The organism is Cytobacillus sp. FSL K6-0129 (assembly GCF_038007625.1).
GTDB classification, from domain to species: Bacteria; Bacillota; Bacilli; order Bacillales; family Cytobacillaceae; genus Cytobacillus; species Cytobacillus kochii.
Window position 1 is genome coordinate 2,452,900 of the sequence record NZ_JBBOXM010000001.1, and the last position, 17,504, is coordinate 2,470,403.

At 32.8% G+C, this 17,504-nt stretch carries 11 protein-coding genes and 1 pseudogene; 1 reads left to right on the forward strand and 11 read right to left on the reverse strand.

The genetic code is table 11. From position 1 onward, the window contains the following. Nucleotide 1: 1 nt before the first annotated feature. The 9 genes and pseudogenes from MHI57_RS12260 to rfbA form a co-directional block, all read right to left on the reverse strand. Nucleotides 2-2,527: a glycosyltransferase gene (locus MHI57_RS12260; RefSeq protein WP_340976544.1), complete on the reverse strand. Its 2,526-nt coding sequence runs from the start codon at nt 2,525-2,527 to the stop codon at nt 2-4. A 41-nt stretch (nt 2,528-2,568) separates the two neighbouring features. Then, nucleotides 2,569-3,462, reverse strand: a complete 894-nt coding sequence (galU, locus tag MHI57_RS12265; RefSeq protein ID WP_340976546.1) for a UTP--glucose-1-phosphate uridylyltransferase GalU — start codon at nt 3,460-3,462, stop codon at nt 2,569-2,571. 417 nt (nt 3,463-3,879) lie between these two features. After that, a pseudogene (locus MHI57_RS12270) lies at nt 3,880-4,218 on the reverse strand (transposase). An 813-nt stretch (nt 4,219-5,031) separates the two neighbouring features. Then, nucleotides 5,032-6,885, reverse strand: coding sequence for a glycosyltransferase family 2 protein (locus MHI57_RS12275; RefSeq protein WP_340976548.1), 1,854 nt, complete (start codon nt 6,883-6,885; stop codon nt 5,032-5,034). After that, nucleotides 6,872-7,996, reverse strand: coding sequence for a DegT/DnrJ/EryC1/StrS family aminotransferase (locus MHI57_RS12280; protein ID WP_340976549.1), 1,125 nt, complete (start codon nt 7,994-7,996; stop codon nt 6,872-6,874). The genes MHI57_RS12275 and MHI57_RS12280 overlap by 14 nt, the downstream gene beginning before the upstream one ends. Before the next feature lies 1 nt (nt 7,997). Further along, nucleotides 7,998-9,284, reverse strand: a complete 1,287-nt coding sequence (locus MHI57_RS12285; protein ID WP_340976550.1) for an ATP-grasp domain-containing protein — start codon at nt 9,282-9,284, stop codon at nt 7,998-8,000. A 32-nt stretch (nt 9,285-9,316) separates the two neighbouring features. Next, complete coding sequence (locus tag MHI57_RS12290; RefSeq protein WP_340976552.1) at nt 9,317-11,314, reverse strand: CDP-glycerol glycerophosphotransferase family protein; 1,998 nt, start codon at nt 11,312-11,314, stop codon at nt 9,317-9,319. After that, a complete protein-coding gene (gene rfbB, locus MHI57_RS12295; protein WP_340976554.1) occupies nt 11,314-12,372 on the reverse strand; it encodes a dTDP-glucose 4,6-dehydratase in 1,059 nt (352 codons plus the stop codon). Before rfbB ends, MHI57_RS12290 begins: the two co-directional genes overlap by 1 nt. Before the next feature lie 36 nt (nt 12,373-12,408). Next, nucleotides 12,409-13,296 (reverse strand): glucose-1-phosphate thymidylyltransferase RfbA, encoded by an 888-nt coding sequence (rfbA, locus tag MHI57_RS12300; RefSeq protein ID WP_340976556.1) that lies wholly within the window; start codon nt 13,294-13,296, stop codon nt 12,409-12,411. A gap of 372 nt (nt 13,297-13,668) precedes the next feature. Between rfbA and MHI57_RS12305 the strand changes: the two genes are divergently transcribed. Next, nucleotides 13,669-14,175, forward strand: coding sequence for a sigma-70 family RNA polymerase sigma factor (locus MHI57_RS12305; RefSeq protein ID WP_340976558.1), 507 nt, complete (start codon nt 13,669-13,671; stop codon nt 14,173-14,175). Here the strand turns inward: MHI57_RS12305 and MHI57_RS12310 are convergent. Together MHI57_RS12310 and MHI57_RS12315 are read right to left on the reverse strand one after the other, a co-directional pair. Continuing rightward, the gene (locus tag MHI57_RS12310) at nt 14,172-15,284 is read right to left on the reverse strand and encodes a capsular polysaccharide export protein, LipB/KpsS family (RefSeq protein WP_340976559.1); all 1,113 of its coding nucleotides are present in this window, start codon (nt 15,282-15,284) and stop codon (nt 14,172-14,174) included. The genes MHI57_RS12305 and MHI57_RS12310 overlap by 4 nt on opposite strands. Then, nucleotides 15,281-17,485, reverse strand: a complete 2,205-nt coding sequence (locus MHI57_RS12315) for a capsular polysaccharide export protein, LipB/KpsS family (RefSeq protein ID WP_340976560.1) — start codon at nt 17,483-17,485, stop codon at nt 15,281-15,283. Before MHI57_RS12315 ends, MHI57_RS12310 begins: the two co-directional genes overlap by 4 nt. Between the last annotated feature and the right edge of the window lie 19 nt (nt 17,486-17,504).

Below are 17,504 nucleotides of genomic sequence, written 5' to 3' on the forward strand. Positions count from 1 at the left end.
ATTATAATGATTTCCCTAGTACTTTACCATAAAATTGGTTTAAGGCTTCTTGATTATATTGTTCATCATGAAATGAACTTCTCTTAGGTAAACATTTTTGTCGGTAACGCTCAACAAATTGAATTAACTTTTCAGCCAATGCTTCTTGATTGTTCTCTACTAACTCACCATAGCCTTCTTTAAGGACACTTCTAACACCTGTTACATCTGTTGCTATAATCGGTTTACCTATAATCAATGTTTCGAGTAGCACGAGTCCTTGACCCTCATAATTTGAAGAAAGAACAAAACAATCACACTGATTAATAAGAGCAAAGGGATTAGATAATTGTCCCACCAATATAATGCGATCATTCATTTTTAGCTTCTTAATAAGAGATTGCAATGATTCTTTTAGTGGTCCTTCCCCAACGATATAAAGCTTAATATGCTGATCATATTGGTATAAAGCCCAAAATGCATGAATTAATTTTTCATGACCCTTTTCAGGTGAAAGTCTACCAACAGTGACAAAGTTTACATCTACCTCTTCAGGAGCTATGACTCCTTGAATAGTTAACTTAACAGACTCTGCTAATTGGTCCGTAACAAGATAATTATTCCCGTTCACTTCGATATAATCATACTGATTCATCAGTGTCTTCACACGGTTACTATCAACAAGATTATTTACATATGTCATTTTTTTGTGACTATCTGGTACTAACTGCTCTAAGTTTTTCATATTCGTTTCGTGTGTCGATTCTGCTACTGAGATGATTCTATCATAATATTTATAAATAGAAAAAATCACTTTTAGATTCTTTTTATGTTTAAATTTGCCTTTGATTTTCTTATTAAATTCTTCCATCATATCATTATGAAGATAAATAGATTTATTCTTTATTCGCGAAAAGGCAAATAGGAGACTCCAAAAATCATTATAACCACCAAAATTTATGGCATGATCAAATTTCACGTCCCCAACTAACCGGCGAAACTCATTATAATATAAATGTGCCGGTAGTACCTTTTCTACAATTTGTCCACTGACACCACGATTCAAGATCCATTGATGTTTATAGCTATCAAGAACTGTTCTACCGAGAACCCCCGGTCGGTAAATAAAATGAACATTAGGATTAGCTCTTTTAATATTTACCCATTTTTCTTCAGAACCTTTCGGATTCTCTATGACAACCACTTCGTATTTATCATAATCAATCGCATCTAATAAGGTTAAAGCAGACATCGTTATACCATTATTATAGAAAGCTCCGCAATACATAATAATTTTCTCTTTTTTTGTATCCGTTTTGATTAAATGCTTTTGTTCATTGTCTACTAAGATTGATAACAGTCTTGAAGCAGCCTGGCCATCATCATTATAACAAAACTGTTCTTGATATTCTTTGTACTTCTCATTATATTTCTCTTGCTCTAAGTCGATATTTTTAATATGCACAATCACTTCTTCTAGCTTTTGAGTGAGTAGTCCAGGTAATTGATCAATCGGGAGGTAGAATCCTCTTTCATGACTATATTGTTCAATATCATCTCCATAGAAAATGACTGAACGCCCTGTCGGTAAGAAGTCAAAAAAGATGCTAGAATAATCAGTTATTAAAATATCGACTGCTGAAAGCAATAAATTTGTGTCCATGCCATTTGGTACACATAGCTTTTGTTTTTGGTTTTCCTCAAAGTACTTAAAGGTAAAATAATGAGACTTCAATAATACAGTATAGTCACTGCCTAATTCCCTCTTTAAATGGAGGACATCCTGAAGTAGTTGCTCACTCATATCTGCCTCATTCCCTACCGTCCCCCGCCACGTTGGGGCATATAAGATCACCTTAGTTCCACTCGTTACCCCTAACTGAGATAATAGATCCTTACTTGAAGCAGCTAACGTTCGATCGACACGAGGATAACCAATATCAGCAACCCATCCTGGAAAAATTTCGTAAATATCATGTGAAGACAATAGTTTTTCATATGTAAATTGATTAGGACTAACCAATATATCCGTTTGTAATAAATTCCGCTGGATATTCATATGATCAGTCATGCCCGCTTGTTTAATATCTCTTCCTAACGTCTTAAGGGGTGTCCCATGCCATGTATTCACATATACCTGACCTTCTCGTTTAATGAAATAATAAGGAAAGGACGTATTATTAATTAGATATTTAGCAGTAGCTAAGTATCTTAAATAAAGATCATTATCTACTGCCACAAATTTTATATTTTTTCTTTTTGGTAATGCGTCTACAAAAGAATCTTTTTCATTCACCACTATAATATGAAGAAACTGATCGAAATCAGTTCTTTTTTCAAACGCTAAAAAAATAGCTAATGGATTACACGTAAAACTCTTACCATGATATGCCTCATACAAAATCACTCGATCTTCCACTTTTAAATGATTCACATAATAATTATACTTCGCGCGAATCTTAAACCGTTCATTCTTAATATAATCACGTATAGGTTGTTTAATAAAAGGAACTTTGCGACTGAAGTATTTCATTAGATTACCTGCCAAATTGATCTGCTCCTCTTTCATTGAAAATATGCCAATTAAAATTATTTTGAGTATTCTTTATTTTTATTTGATTCTACTATATTTTCTAATATTTTCATAATATCATCTTTTAGTTCCTCATTCTGGAGTGAGAACTCTATAGTAGTTTTAATAAACCCTAATTTTTCTCCTACGTCATGTCTTGTTCCCTCAAAATCATAGCAAAATACCGACTTATATTTATTCAATGCTTGAATAGCATCAGTCAATTGAATTTCCCCACCAGCACCAATTTCTTGATTTTCTAGATAACTAAAAATATCTGGAGTTAATATATATCTTCCCATAATCGCTAAATTAGAAGGGGCAGTTCCTTTTAAGGGCTTTTCAACAAATTGATTAACCTCATACAATCTTCCATTATTATTGGAAGGATCGATAATACCATAACGATCTGTTTCATCATCATCTACAGTCTGGACACCTACAATTGAAGCTTCGAGTAAATCATATTGATTAATTAATTGCTTAATACACGGCACATCACTTTGTACGATATCATCACCTAATAGCACAGCAAAAGGATCATCACCTATAAAATTCCTCGCACACCAAATCGCATGCCCAAGCCCTTTCGGTTCTTGTTGCCTTATATAATGAATATTCGCAATTTTAGAGGGGTATCTTACCCTTTCTAAAATATCTAACTTTCCTTTATCTAAGAGGTTCTTCTCTAACTCTGGAGCATAATCAAAATGATCTTCGATTGCTCTCTTTCCTTTACCGGTAACAATAATAATGTCTTCAATACCTGAGGCTACAGCCTCCTCAATTATGTACTGAATGGTCGGCTTATCAACAATAGGGAGCATTTCCTTTGGCATAGCTTTGGTAGCCGGTAAGAACCTTGTTCCTAATCCGGCTGCTGGGATAATAGCTTTTTTTATACTAGACATTGAACGACCCCTTTGCGATGGTTTTAATTTTCTGAAAAATAGTATATAGAAGATAATTTACCATGTTTTTTATAATAAATATACCTAAAATTTATGGTTCAACGTCAAATGGGGTGAAGTAATTTTACCCCATTATCCAATATGCCAACCCAATTTTTTGTACTTGTGAGTTAATAAAATCTTTGCTTTGAAGCGATCAAAGCTTCTACAGCCAAATGCCTTTCGCTTCATTATTTTTGTTTAGTTATTTATACTTCTAAGAATCGGTTTCTATAGTTATAACTATGGTATTTAATAGTTTCCACTTGCCAGTTCTTTAAGGTTTGAATCGCTTTTTTGAACTCTGTTATCGATGAGTTTTCTACTTTTTTTGTAAAAGGTGTAGAGATCTAGTTTGTTTGGAGAATCTTCGTTTTTCTATTCTGCTCTGCTTGATTGATCCCACCAACGACACAATGGTTCCTTTAATTCATACGGTAATCTTAATTCTCCTGACATCTCTAAATATCGATTTAGGTACCAATGATCATCATCTGTTAACTTCTCAGATCTCTTGTAATACACATAGCGCCTCTTCTTACATTTCTTACGATCGTAATCATGCCATTCGGTTTGTATTCTTCTTCTAGCTTTTTCTAATACTCAATAAATATATCTAACGAAATGAAAACAATCTGCGACAATAATGGGTTTTCCAAGGGATTGTTGAATGGCTGCCTGAAACGAATGACTAATATCCATAATGACAATATGCACCCATTGTCCTTACTTTCTTAAATAATTCCGTATTATATTATATCGGTTAGAGACAATATCAATAGGCTCTTTTGTCACACCATTCACAATAATGAGTTGGTATTTTCCTTACTTGCTATCTTCCTTATACTCATCAATTGCGATGACTTTTGGAAGCTCTTTGACGTCTTGTTGAACCGTCTTATGTGCAAAAAAATCAAATCTTCTTACTACTGTGGATGCAAAATTTCAATAAACTTCTGCTGTTTCCTTAAAGATTTTCCCTTTGATACTTCGAATTTTTATGGCTTGATTTCATAAATAGATTGCCGTTGAAATCTAACTGCAATAGGGTTTTTCTCTTCGATTCTTTCCACATTGTGATAAATATCGTCGTTTTCGATAGTAAGGAATCGTATGACGTTCAAATATTTTAAGGTGTTTAATCTCTTAAACACGATAATTATGGATGGAATGAGTGAAGGTTTGACAGGCTGGATATCGATGAATCTAATCAGCATCTCCACACGAATGCATAGTTTTCCTCAAACTCCCTCCATTCTTATCATGTTTACTTTTTCTAAACCGGATAAGATTCGTTAAAATACATGTGCACGTCCAATCTATACTTATTTTTCACCAACTCAAGAATAGATTGGAGATACGTGCATTTTTTCAGTTCTCAAATTGTTTTAGAACACGAACAATTAGTATAGAACCAAATTAACTAAAAACTGGGCTTAAAAATTAAAAGGAGACTTTTGAATAATTATATCCAAAGTCTCCTTTTTATAATTTTCTACTGTTCATATACAAAAATAATTTTTGATTAGTTTACTTTTTACTTTTCAAGACCAACTTAACCCTATTTATAATATTACTTAATTTTGAATAAGATTTTAGTGATATATTACCACTTTTAGTGTTATATATATCAATATGTGTATTTCTATATTTCACTTTACTTTCTCTTAAATTAGGGACTGAGTTCATTTTAACTCTATACTCGTATCCAAAAAACTCAAACATCAAGTCATAAAAACAATGAGTATTTAAGAAGTTTTTCCATTGAAGAATGAAATCACCATCTTTTAAATATTTAAACTTAATCTTTTCTTTTGTTATACGATCCTTTAAAATAAAATTTATATTTTGCCCAGTATCTATATCGGTCTTTAATAAAATAGCATCTGAATTTAATATAACCTGCTGAAAATTAAAGTTTTGCACCTGAAGAGACAATTTATTACCTTCTGTGTAAAATAAATTTAAGCTATTATTCCTTATCATACTTAAATTCTCTTGTTCTAGCATATTTTTTGATACTCTAAATTTTTTTTCTGTTTTATCTTGATAAAATACCAAGTAGATATCATATAAATTCACCTTATGTAATTCATCCAAATTTATATTTAAAGAATAATTATTTGACCCATTATTTACGAATTCATAATTAATAGTGTCTCCAATATTAATCCTAGATTGTAATTGCAAATAAACTTTAATTATTTTAAATGAATCTGGTATAACTAGTTTTGTGAAATTAAGTATACTATTAGTTATTTTTATTTCTTCTATTTTAATTGCACTTTCAAATAGTTCTTTTACTTCAAAAAAACTATCTGGAATTCCTATTCTTTCATCCCTAAAATAAGGTAAAGCCCAATAAAATTTATCTTTATCTTGAATAATCGGCCCTTTATTATCCATTTGAACAAATTCTATAAGTTCTTTAACTTTTTTATTTATAATTAGGAAAACATAAATATTCTTAGTAATTCCTAGATCATTGTTATAGATGTCCTTAATTCTACTGAATAATTTACTCAGTTCAGATAAATAATATTCTCTAAATTCAATGCTATTTAAAATCCCCTTAATAGGAAAAAATAATCTATCAATATTACTTTTCAAGAATGTTGTCAATAGATCATCATTACTATATTCTTCAAAATAATCTATCTGGTAGTTTAGAGATTCAATTCTATCTTTTAAATTGTTTATATCGTACTTTTGTTGTGTAATAGATTGGTTTGAAGTATTCGCTTCCCTTTTTCTCCATAAATAAACCACATCAGTAATTATAGAAATTTTATCTGCGAATAAGAATGCCTTATGTACCATTGGCCTATCTGCATATAACATCCCCGGAGGCATAAAGCAGTCGTTTCTAAAGATTAAATCCTTTTTATAAATTTTATTCCAATAGAAACCATCGTAAAATATCTCAGGATAATCACTTAAATCTGTTATGATTCTTTCCTTTTCCCATACATGACGCTCTCTCTTATATATGATTTCCTTTTGAGATCCATTTACAATTATGTTGGGTTTACCTATCACTATATCTGCATTTGTTTCAATTGCATTGGTATACATTTTCTCATATGCATTCATTGGAACAATATCATCAGAATCCATAATAGTGACATACTCACCAGTAGCTACTTTTAACCCATTGTTACCTGCAACAGCACCGCCACTATTCACTTGGTTAATAACCTTTATATTGGAGTACTTATTTTTATATTCTTCTATTATTACGTGACTATCATCAGGACTACTATCATTTACAATAATTATTTCAATATCATTTAAAGATTGATATACTAACGAATCCAAACATTCTCTTAAATATTCTTCCGTATTATAAACAAGAACAACAATACTCAACTTATATCTTGGCATTGTATACACCTAACTCTAAATTAACAATTTCCGAGACCTTCTTAACATCACTTATATTTAAATCCGTAAACATTGGGAGAACCAATATTCTATCACTAATATTACCTGCAATTGGAGTATTTTCAGAACTATAGTCATAACACTCTATATCATTACATAATGGATAAAAATATTTTCTTGTTGTTACGTTATATTCTTTTAATCTATTATGAAGCCAATCTCTTGTGATCTTATCTTTTAATAGAATTGGAAAATATGCATAATTATTCTCAGCATTATTTTTAAATCTTATAGTTTCTACACATTCACACAGTATTTCAATATATTTTTCATGTATCTCTTTTCTTTGAGAGATATCCTTATCAATATCTTCTATATTCAGAATACCCATAGCGGCTTGAAATTCATTCATTTTTGCATTTGTTCCAATATATTTTATTGATTCTTGCGAGACTATGCCGAAATTTTTTAGAGCTTTTAGTTTCTCTTTTAAGTTAATATCTTTATATACTAAAATTCCCCCTTCTATAGAATTCATAACCTTTGTAGCATGCAAACTAAACATTGTTATATCTCCATAGTTTGCTATACTATTTCCATCTACTCTAACACCGAACGCATGAGCAGCATCGTAAATCACTCTAAGATTATATTTTTTTGCAATTCGATCTATTTCTTCAACATTACATGGTATACCAAAAACATGTACTGCCAAAATAGCGCTAGTTTTTTCAGTTATTAGTTCTTCAATCTTACTAGAATCTATATTAAAATCCTCTGGGTTAATATCACAGAATACTGGTTTCAAACCACAATTAGTAAGGGCATGAATAGTGGAAACAAACGTAAAAGGAGTGGTTATAACCTCTCCTTTTAAACTCAAGGATTTTATAGCCAGCTCTAAGGACATATGCCCATTAGAAAACAATTCTACTTGATTTACGTTCAAATACGTTTTTATTTTCTCCTTAAATTCCTCATGAAATAATCCGTCATTCGTAACCCAACGACTGTCCCATAATTCACTAATCTTGTTTGTATAATTTTTGAAATCAGGTAGTTTCGGACGTGTGACAGGTATATTGCTTTTAAAAATAAGATTATTATCCAATTTATACTCTCCAATCTATTAAACTCTCTATAGCATCAATATCAAACACAGGAATATTATGCTCTCTATAAACTTCCTTTCTCTCACTAAATGAATCATCTATGAAAATAGATTTAATATCCTTATCTATATATAAATGTTTCTGACTTTCTTTGGTTAAATGTATAATATTTTTAAATAATTGTTTATCTATTTTTAATTCATTTAATGTATCATTAATGTCTTTCTCATGTTTTGTAATTAGTATTACCTCTATTCCTTTCGCATTGCATTGATAAATATACATCATTACATAAGGATTAACCTTACCATTTAGTGTTATTGAATCATCAAAATCTAAATATACCCTTTGATATTCAAAATCCATTGAAAACCTATTAATAAAAGCCCTATCAATCTCAATATTATAACCATTTTCGACAATATCAATATCCAAATTCATACGATCAAAAAGACTTAATAATGGTAAATTAACGCCCTTATTTCTATATAATCCCATGGTACCTGCTATTCTAGGAGAAATTTCCAATAATTTCAGACTCCCTTGGTTGTCTTCTTTTAATTGAAAAAACCAGACACCTCTAAAATTTAGTTTGTTGTTAATTTTTTCTGCAATATCTCTGACTCTTGTATCAACTAATAAGTTTACAGAATTTACGCTTATACCACTTTTTATTCGTCTTCTTTCTCTCATACCTACAAACCGTAACTCACCCAATCGGTCTGTAAAGCAATCGATAGTAAACTCTTTACCTGGCAAGTACTCTAAAATAAGCATATTGTCATTGTTGGTATATATATAATTCAGTTGGTTCTGGTTACCCGCCAACGCAATTCCCTTAGAGCCTTGCCCAACATCTGGTTTTAAAAATACTGGGAAATCATTTACTTCATCCACATTTTTATATACAAATGGTATAAAATCCTCTTCTTTAAAAAAATCATATGTTTTACCCTTAGATCTGCAAATATCGGTTGTTTTAGAGTCGGAAGTGATAATCTGGGCATTAATTTTTTTCGCTTGCAAGGACATTAGTAACACAACGCTATCATGTGCTGGAAAAATATAATCTATCGAAAATTTTTTTATAACTTCATTAAGCGAAGATATAAAATCATCATCATTGATACTAGGTATACTAACATAGTTTGAATATACAAATCTTCCATGATCAGAAACAGTTGACCCACCATAAATATTAATATTCTTGGAATATTTCAAAGCATTATTTATTTCAAGCCCGATTTCAGAACCGCAAGGGAAAATTAAAACATTCTTTGTTTCCATAATAAAAACACCTTCTATTCTTTATTTATATTTCATTGAAATACTTTATTAACAATATCATAAGAGGCAGTTCCTTGATCAAGAGTACAGAAACGATCATAAAAAGCTTGATATTCTTTTTGATATTCTTTTTGGATATTTTTTATATTTAAAATAGCATTTAATAACTCAGATTCATCATTTAGTATTGGTCCAGGTAATTCTGTAGAAAGATCGAGGTAAAAACCACGAACATTATTTTTATAATTTTCAAGATCATATGCGAAGAAAAGAATTGGTTTTCTTGAGTTTGCAAAATCAAAAAATACAGAAGAGTAGTCAGTTACAAGGATATCAGCCAATAAGTATATCTCCTGTATATCGTCATATTGCGACAAATCATACACAAATGAATTAAATTTACTGTCAATTTGGAGGTTATCAGAAATTAAATGATGCATTCTTAAAATAATTACGTATTCATCTTTCAACTCTCGATAAAAGTTTTCTAAATTGAACTTTAATTCAAATGTATGTTCCCACGAATTCAGAGCCTCATTATCTCTCCACGTTGGGGCATATAGAATGACTTTTTTTCCATTCGGAATTCCTAATTTTCCTCTTAGACTTTCACTGGTTAACATTTGTTTGTTCTCATCATAAAAAATATCATTTGCTGGATATCCATACTCTAGTAGTTCTTTATCGAATTTAAATGCTCTTTTAAATATTTTACTAGAATAACTATTTGATGATATTAAATAATCCCAATTTCTCGACTCGATATAAAAATTTTCTCGGGCTAATACTTCTGGTCCATCGATATCAATATCGAACCCCAATTTTTTCAATGGAGTTCCATGCCAAGTTTGAATGTATACATTCCCATCTCTTTTATGATGAACTGGAAAAAGTATATTATTCACCCAATAACCAGACTTAGCCAAGTACTTAAAATAATTCATCTCTTCCCTTTTCACTATAATTGGGTTTCCTGGTATTTCTTGGGGCTCATCTCCTGAATATGACCATATAAACGTATAATTATTAAACTTTGGATTTTTCAACATCTCTTCATAAATATATTTAGGATTACCCGAATAATTTTTCCCAAGAAAGCTCTCAAAAAAAACCATCTTATCGTCTATTTTAAAATTACTAGATACTTCATTATATATACTCTTCCCTTTAGCAATATTATATGTTCTTAAAAACTGCTTCTCATCAGTGTACCAGAGTGCTAAACTATTCTTCCCCATGGTGACATAAAGCGAGGTTATACTTTCATATTTTAAGGAATTTAACAAGTATCTGTCTTCTTCTCTATCAAACCTTCCATCACTATTATCTAACATAATTAAATCTCTATGAAGAACTTTATTTTCTTTATTTCTAAGTTGTATAATAATATCCCAACGGGAATTAACTTCAAGTTTCTCTTGTAATTTATCTAACAGTAATACTACATCGAAAACATCATTATTTTTGTCTAGTTCGCATGTAAAACCGACTGCACTTCCATTATCTCGCCTCACTAGAATTAACTCTGCCTTGGAATAAGACATACTATTTTTTGAAGTAATTTTACCTTTAAGAAAAATGTTATTACCAATATTTTTCCAATCTAATAATTTTATATCATAATCAACCTGCTTTAACGTCAGTAATAACCTTTGATTCTTACTTTTGATAAATCGAGCTTTAATACCACCTACTTCATCGATGTGCTCTATCAATGACACTCCAGGATAAATTGTGATCTTTTTCGAAAGTTTACTCTTATAAAAAGTAATTCTAATGGAAATATCAAAAACACCATTAGAGTTGATATTATATATTTCAGATAAAGGTACTTTACACTTTTTATTTACCAATCTACTTCGTACTTCTCTATTAGTATCCCGATCTTTTATTATTATCCATCTACTTATAATTGATGGATAATAATTTTTGAAATATAAAGTTAAAAACTCACCATTTTCTACTTTAATTGAAGACAATTTAAGCTGGTATAAGTAACCTATTAAAAGCTGTTTTACTATTTTTAGCATTAAGAACAAACCTCTTTTTCCGCTAACTTACGATATTTTCCATTTTTAATTTCATCGAGCCAATCTGTATTATCTAAATACCAATTAATCGTCTGAATAATGCCCTTTGAATATTGGGTTAAAGGACTCCATCCTAGATCTGCTTTTATTTTTGATGCATCAATACCGTACCTTCTATCATGTCCTTTACGATCTGACACATATCTAATTAAATTTTCATCAACATTCTCATCAACATTTTTATTAATATAGTTAATTATTGACTTTACCATTTCAATATTTGTCGTCTCATTATTTCCACCAATATTATATACTTCCCCTAACTTACCATTATCTATCACCAAATCAATAGCACTACAGTGATCTTCTACAAATAACCAATCTCGAATATTCATACCATCTCCATAGATTGGTATATTTTCGTGATTTAGGCAGTTACTGATTACTAATGGAATGAGTTTTTCTGGAAATTGATATGGCCCATAATTATTTGAGCACCTTGTAATATTAATTGGCATTTTAAATGTGTCGTAGAAAGATTTTACGATTAAGTCTGCTGAGGCCTTACTTGCAGAATAGGGACTATGTGGATCAAGTGGGGTATTTTCTGTAAATAAGCCCTCTTTTCCTAAAGAACCGTATACTTCATCAGTTGATATTTGTATGTATTTTTTACCTTCAAGATATTGATCAGAATTATTTATCATCCAATTCTTTTTTGCTATGTTTAACAAATTGGTTGTTCCAAGGACATTTGTTTTTATAAAAGTTTCAGGGTCTACAATGCTTCTATCAACATGTGACTCTGCTGCAAAATTCACTAGAAAGTCTATATTATATTTCTCAAAAATAACTTCAATAGCCGATTTATCCGCAATATCTGCACGCACAAAAACATAGTTTTTATTATTATCAAATTCCTGTAAATTAGAATAGTTACCAGCATATGTTAAATTATCCACATTAATGACAAAGACATTTTCCTGTTTACTAAATAAATATTTGATAAAATTTGATCCTATAAAGCCACAACCACCTGTTATTAAATAAGTCTTCATAAAATTATTCAATCCTTTATGTGTTATTTTCTATTATTACTTACTGTATTGAAGTATTCTCTCTTGCGCTAATAATTTCAAGTAATCCCCATATTCTGTTTTCGATAGCGGCAAAGCTAATTCATATAATTGTTCAGCACTAATATATCCTTTTCTATAAGAAATCTCCTCAATACAAGCAATAAATAAACCTTGTCTTGTTTGGATTGCCTCAACATAGTTTGAAGCTTTTAGAAGGCTACTATGTGTTCCGGTATCAAGCCAAGCAACACCTCTACCTAGCTTTTCCACCTTTAGTTTGCCTTGTTTAAGATATTCCAAATTCACTGATGTTATTTCTAGTTCATTTCTATATGAAGGTTTAATATTTTTAGCTATTTCAACCACTTCATTATCATAAAAGTAAAGACCTGGTATAGCATAATTAGATTTTGGTAATTGAGGCTTTTCCTCCAAAGAAACTACTCTTTCATACTCATCAAACTCCACGACACCATATCTTTGAGGATTTTTAACATAATAACCAAATACTGTCGCACCTTCTTTTAATTTTGATGCTCTTTCTACTGATTCACTTAAGCCTTGACCATAGAATATATTATCACCTAATACCAGAGCCACGTTATCATTACCAATAAATGCTTCACCTAAAATAAATGCTTCAGCCAGACCATTGGGTTCTAGTTGAACCTTGTACTGTATCAATAGTCCTAGTTTACTACCATCACCTAATAATCTCTGGAATATTGGGAGATCATTTGGTGTAGAAATTATTAATATTTCTCTTATCCCTGCTAACATCAACACAGATAAAGGATAATAAATCATTGGTTTATCATATACCGGTATCGCTTGTTTCGAAATAGCTTGTGTAATTGGGTATAATCGAGTACCTGATCCACCCGCTAAAATAATACCTTTCATCATTAACACCTCATCTAATTCCGAAATACAAAAACTATCAATCGTTTCTGTATTTCCAATAATTATATAAAAACAGTATAATAGTATCATAATGTCTTAAGGAATTAAAGGTACATTTTCACTACGATTTTAGGACTTCATTTCTAATGAAATTATTTTAATCAATTAAACCTTAACAAGATTTATGTTTTCTATTAAAGAATCTCTTTTTTCTTAAAAAACAATTAAATATATACCATAATTAACTAATTTTTCATTGAAAACATAAAAAAAAGGGAAAATAACTATTTTGCCTTCCCCCACCCCTTCCACTTAAACTACCCCTACCTAGGAAAAAACCGGTAAGCGCGCTTCCTTTAAGGATGAGAGAGAGTGCAGGAGTTTGAGGTTGTGCTTAAGTCGTATGAGCCAATGATTTTTAAGATTATGAGGAGTTTGGGGATTTATCGGGAGAAAGAGGAATATTATCAGGTGGGTGTGATTGCTTTGTGGGAGGCTTGGGAGCGATATGATGAAGGGTTGGGAAAGCCTTTTATTAGTTATGCTTATGCTTGTGTGAGGGGGAAATTGTTGAATGAGTTGAAGCGGTCGATTAACTACGCAGAGCGGTGGGTAGTGACTGAGGAAGAGTTTTGGTTATTGGTGGCTGGTGATGAAACGAATGATGATTCTTCTGTTGAGTTTGAGTTTTTGCGGGTTTGTCGAGGATGTTTGACGGAGAAGCAGTTTAAGTGGGTATGGTATACACTCATGTATGATCACTCGATTCGAGAGATTGCCATTAAAGAGGGGGTGTCTATTTCTGCTGTGAAGCAGTGGCGGGAAGGGGCACGGAGATCCTTAAGGAAGAAGATGGGGCGAGAAGGAACGCGCCATTAAGTGTGAACGGGAGCATTCCTCTCTTCATTAATTAATTGGATTGTCTCTTCTAGAGTGATAGGTTCTTTGGTATTCGGGTTCATATATTTGGGATAAAGTAAATAGGCGGCAGCGAATACTTCTACAAGTGTGCGTTGCCTTCTTCTTCTGGCTACCATTTGACGATCATCTGTTAAGCCCCAGTTGGAGTAAAAAGGGGCTCCGACTGTTGTAACGGGAATGCCTCGCATGAGTGCTTCGAAACCGGATAAAGAAGTAATAGTATAAACATGGTCAACGGTTTTTAGTGAATCATGCAAGCTAATTGGTTCGCTGACAATCTGTGCTAGATGTGTGACGTCTTTTGGATTGGATTGCAGCGGTCTTTTACCGGATAATACGTCAGGATGCGGCTTATATATAATTTGTGCATGAGGATTTTCCTCCCGAGCTAAGCGGACCAAGTCATTGTTCGTCCAACGTGTAGCTGCTCCCATCAAAATCGAAGCGTCATCTTCTACTTGTCCAATGACTAATATCCGCTTGTTCATTTTCCTGCCGTAGACTACATTCACATCTTTAGTTGAAAGATGGTTATATTTACTTAAGCCGTTTTCTTTTATTTCTTCTATGATGCGCGCTGCCCGATCTAAGATATCTTGGTCAAAATGATGATGATTCAGTAAGTGCTCTAAGTCACTTGGTTGTGTACTATCATAATAAATACCTGTCTTGTCTATGCATAAGGAGTATGGCAATGTATGCAGCGCCCCTAAACCAACTGAACGGACAAAGCCATCCTCCACACGATATATGGGAACTTGATAGACTTCAGCTATATCTTCTAGCTGTACATGTTGTTTAGATCCCCATAATAAAAACACTTTTTCCCTGTTTACACGGAGCAACCTGTGTAAAAAAACAGTAGTAAAAGTATGGGGGATAAAAATAATCTCATATTCACGAAAAAATCCCTTCACACACTCTTGTTTCCAATGGGAAAAGTAAAATGCTAGCGCAATAGGTTTTGTTCCACTATTCCTTTTCACTTGGCGAACACTTTGTGAATATTTTCGTAGCTCTTTTACTTTCCTAACACCCTTCTTTGCTAATACTCTCCATTTTTTCACTGTAGGACACCTACTACGATGTATGAATTGAGCATATCCTTGTCTTCACTGTTGCCTGAGTATAGGATTTGTTCCTCGGCTATTTTTTCCCCTGTTTGTTGAACGATCCAGAAGAGTAATAATTCACGATCGCTTGGTTTTCTGCCAAGTTGATTGACTAACTCACGATACAAACCTTGTGGGTAAGACTCTAGCTTCACACCTCGTTCTATCAATGTACGCATATAATCTGAGCCATGGGGATAGCGATGAATAAGGCCCGGCTCATTACATAATAATAATTCCACCTGTGATAAGTTCACCTGCTCATGCAATTCGGGATGAATGGCACTAAATATAACGAATGAACGGTTCCGATCAACCAATGGAAAGGTTGGTTTTGTGACAAAGATGAGGGTATCAAATTTTTGGCAGAAATGATGAAGTGCCTCTTGTGATGTCGCTTCTAGTACAATACCTATCTTTTTTTGAGTGGTCAGCAGTTGTTGAAACTGACCTTCTGATTGGATCAATTGATTGACAACCACTTTTTCACTATAAGTAGAGGCGTTTAGTTGATCGAAATCAAAATTGACTGCCAAAGAAAGATAAGGTACCTCTATTGGTTCTATTTGCTTCTCCCGTAAAAGCCGTTTCGCCTTATAGGGATGACCGCAATGATTAAGGATAGCTGCAAACTGCATGATATCTTCTTTAGAAAAATCTACATCCAACATTTTTAATGTCTCTTCTGTTGCTTGTAATAACCTATCTGATGGGCCTTCAATTTTCCATAGTAATCTGATTAAAGCAAGCATTTGTCGCTTAGATTTTTTTTCTACTTTTAATAAGGAGGAAAGTGCTGCTTGATAATGCCCAAGACCGGCATAAGCAATGCCCTTTTCACAATATAGAGAGTCAGGTAAGCTGTTCTGTCGCTGCTTTTCTTCTATTAGCCGCAAGGATTTTTCGTATTGTCTCGCATCATTTAGGAGTTCAATATACACTTGCTCTCTTCCAGGTTGATAAACTAAATTTAATGCTTGTTTATATAATTGTTCAGCTTCAGAAAAGGCAAGTGCTTGTCTTTTCTTATCACCCTCTAGCTCCATACTTTCTGCACGTTGTCTAATTAAGATTTTCATTGCTTCTTCAAGTTGAATATGTTCACCGGTATCTGGGTTCATATACCGCGGATACACAAGATAGCTAATCGCAAATAACTCGTCAATCGTACGTTTCCTTTGCCTTCTAGCGTTGGGCTGCCTATCTGTTGTTAAGCCCCAGCCTGCATAAAATGGCGATCCGTAACAAGTAACTGGTATACCGCGAATAAGGGCCTCGAAGCCAACGAGAGAAGTCATCGTGTATACATGATCAATCGTCTGGAGCGCATCAACGATACCAAGCGGTTCAGTTACAACTTTCGCCACATCGGTCACATCCATTGGATTAGAAAATGCTTTACGATATCCGCCGAGAACATCAGGATGTGGCTTATAAATGATTTCACATTCTGGATGCTCTTTTGCAGCTGCACGAACGAGATCATTATTGGTCATTTTCGCTTCTAGTCCATATTGGATCGATGCGTCATCTTCTACTTGCCCTATGACTAAAATTCTCTTTGACTTTTTCTCACCATAAATCTTATTGATATCAGTTTGCGCCGTATGGTTATATTTTGATACGCCCTGCTGAATAAGCTGTAGCCGACATTCTCTTGCACGCTGCAACATTTCTGCCGATACCTCGTAAGTATTTAATAATTCTTCTAAATCTGATGGCTGCCGAGCATTGAAATAAAGGGTCTTCGAATCAACAGCGATGGATAGAGGAAACGTATGGGCTGCACCTAAGCCTACTGAGCGGACAAAACCATCTTCCACACGAAGGACTTTAATACCTTTCTTAGCTGCATAAGCTGTTAGTCCTTCAGGTTCTTTGAATCCCCAGACGATAAACACTACCTGAGAAGCCTTATTGATGAAAGGTTGCAATCTTTTTAAATCCCCTTGACCAAAAACAAACGCGGTGCGATATTCTGAGAAAAATTTGCTGCTATGTTCCCTTTTCCAAGGATTAAAGCCAAACATAAAGGCGACAGGCACTGCCTCACTTTTGCTCCAATTCTCTCCCATTTCAATAAATGGCTTTTGTTCGTTCCCTTTTTTCAGTGAAAGTTGTTTTAAACCTTTTTTTATTGTTTTTTTCCAACCCATACGTACAATACCTCCTTCC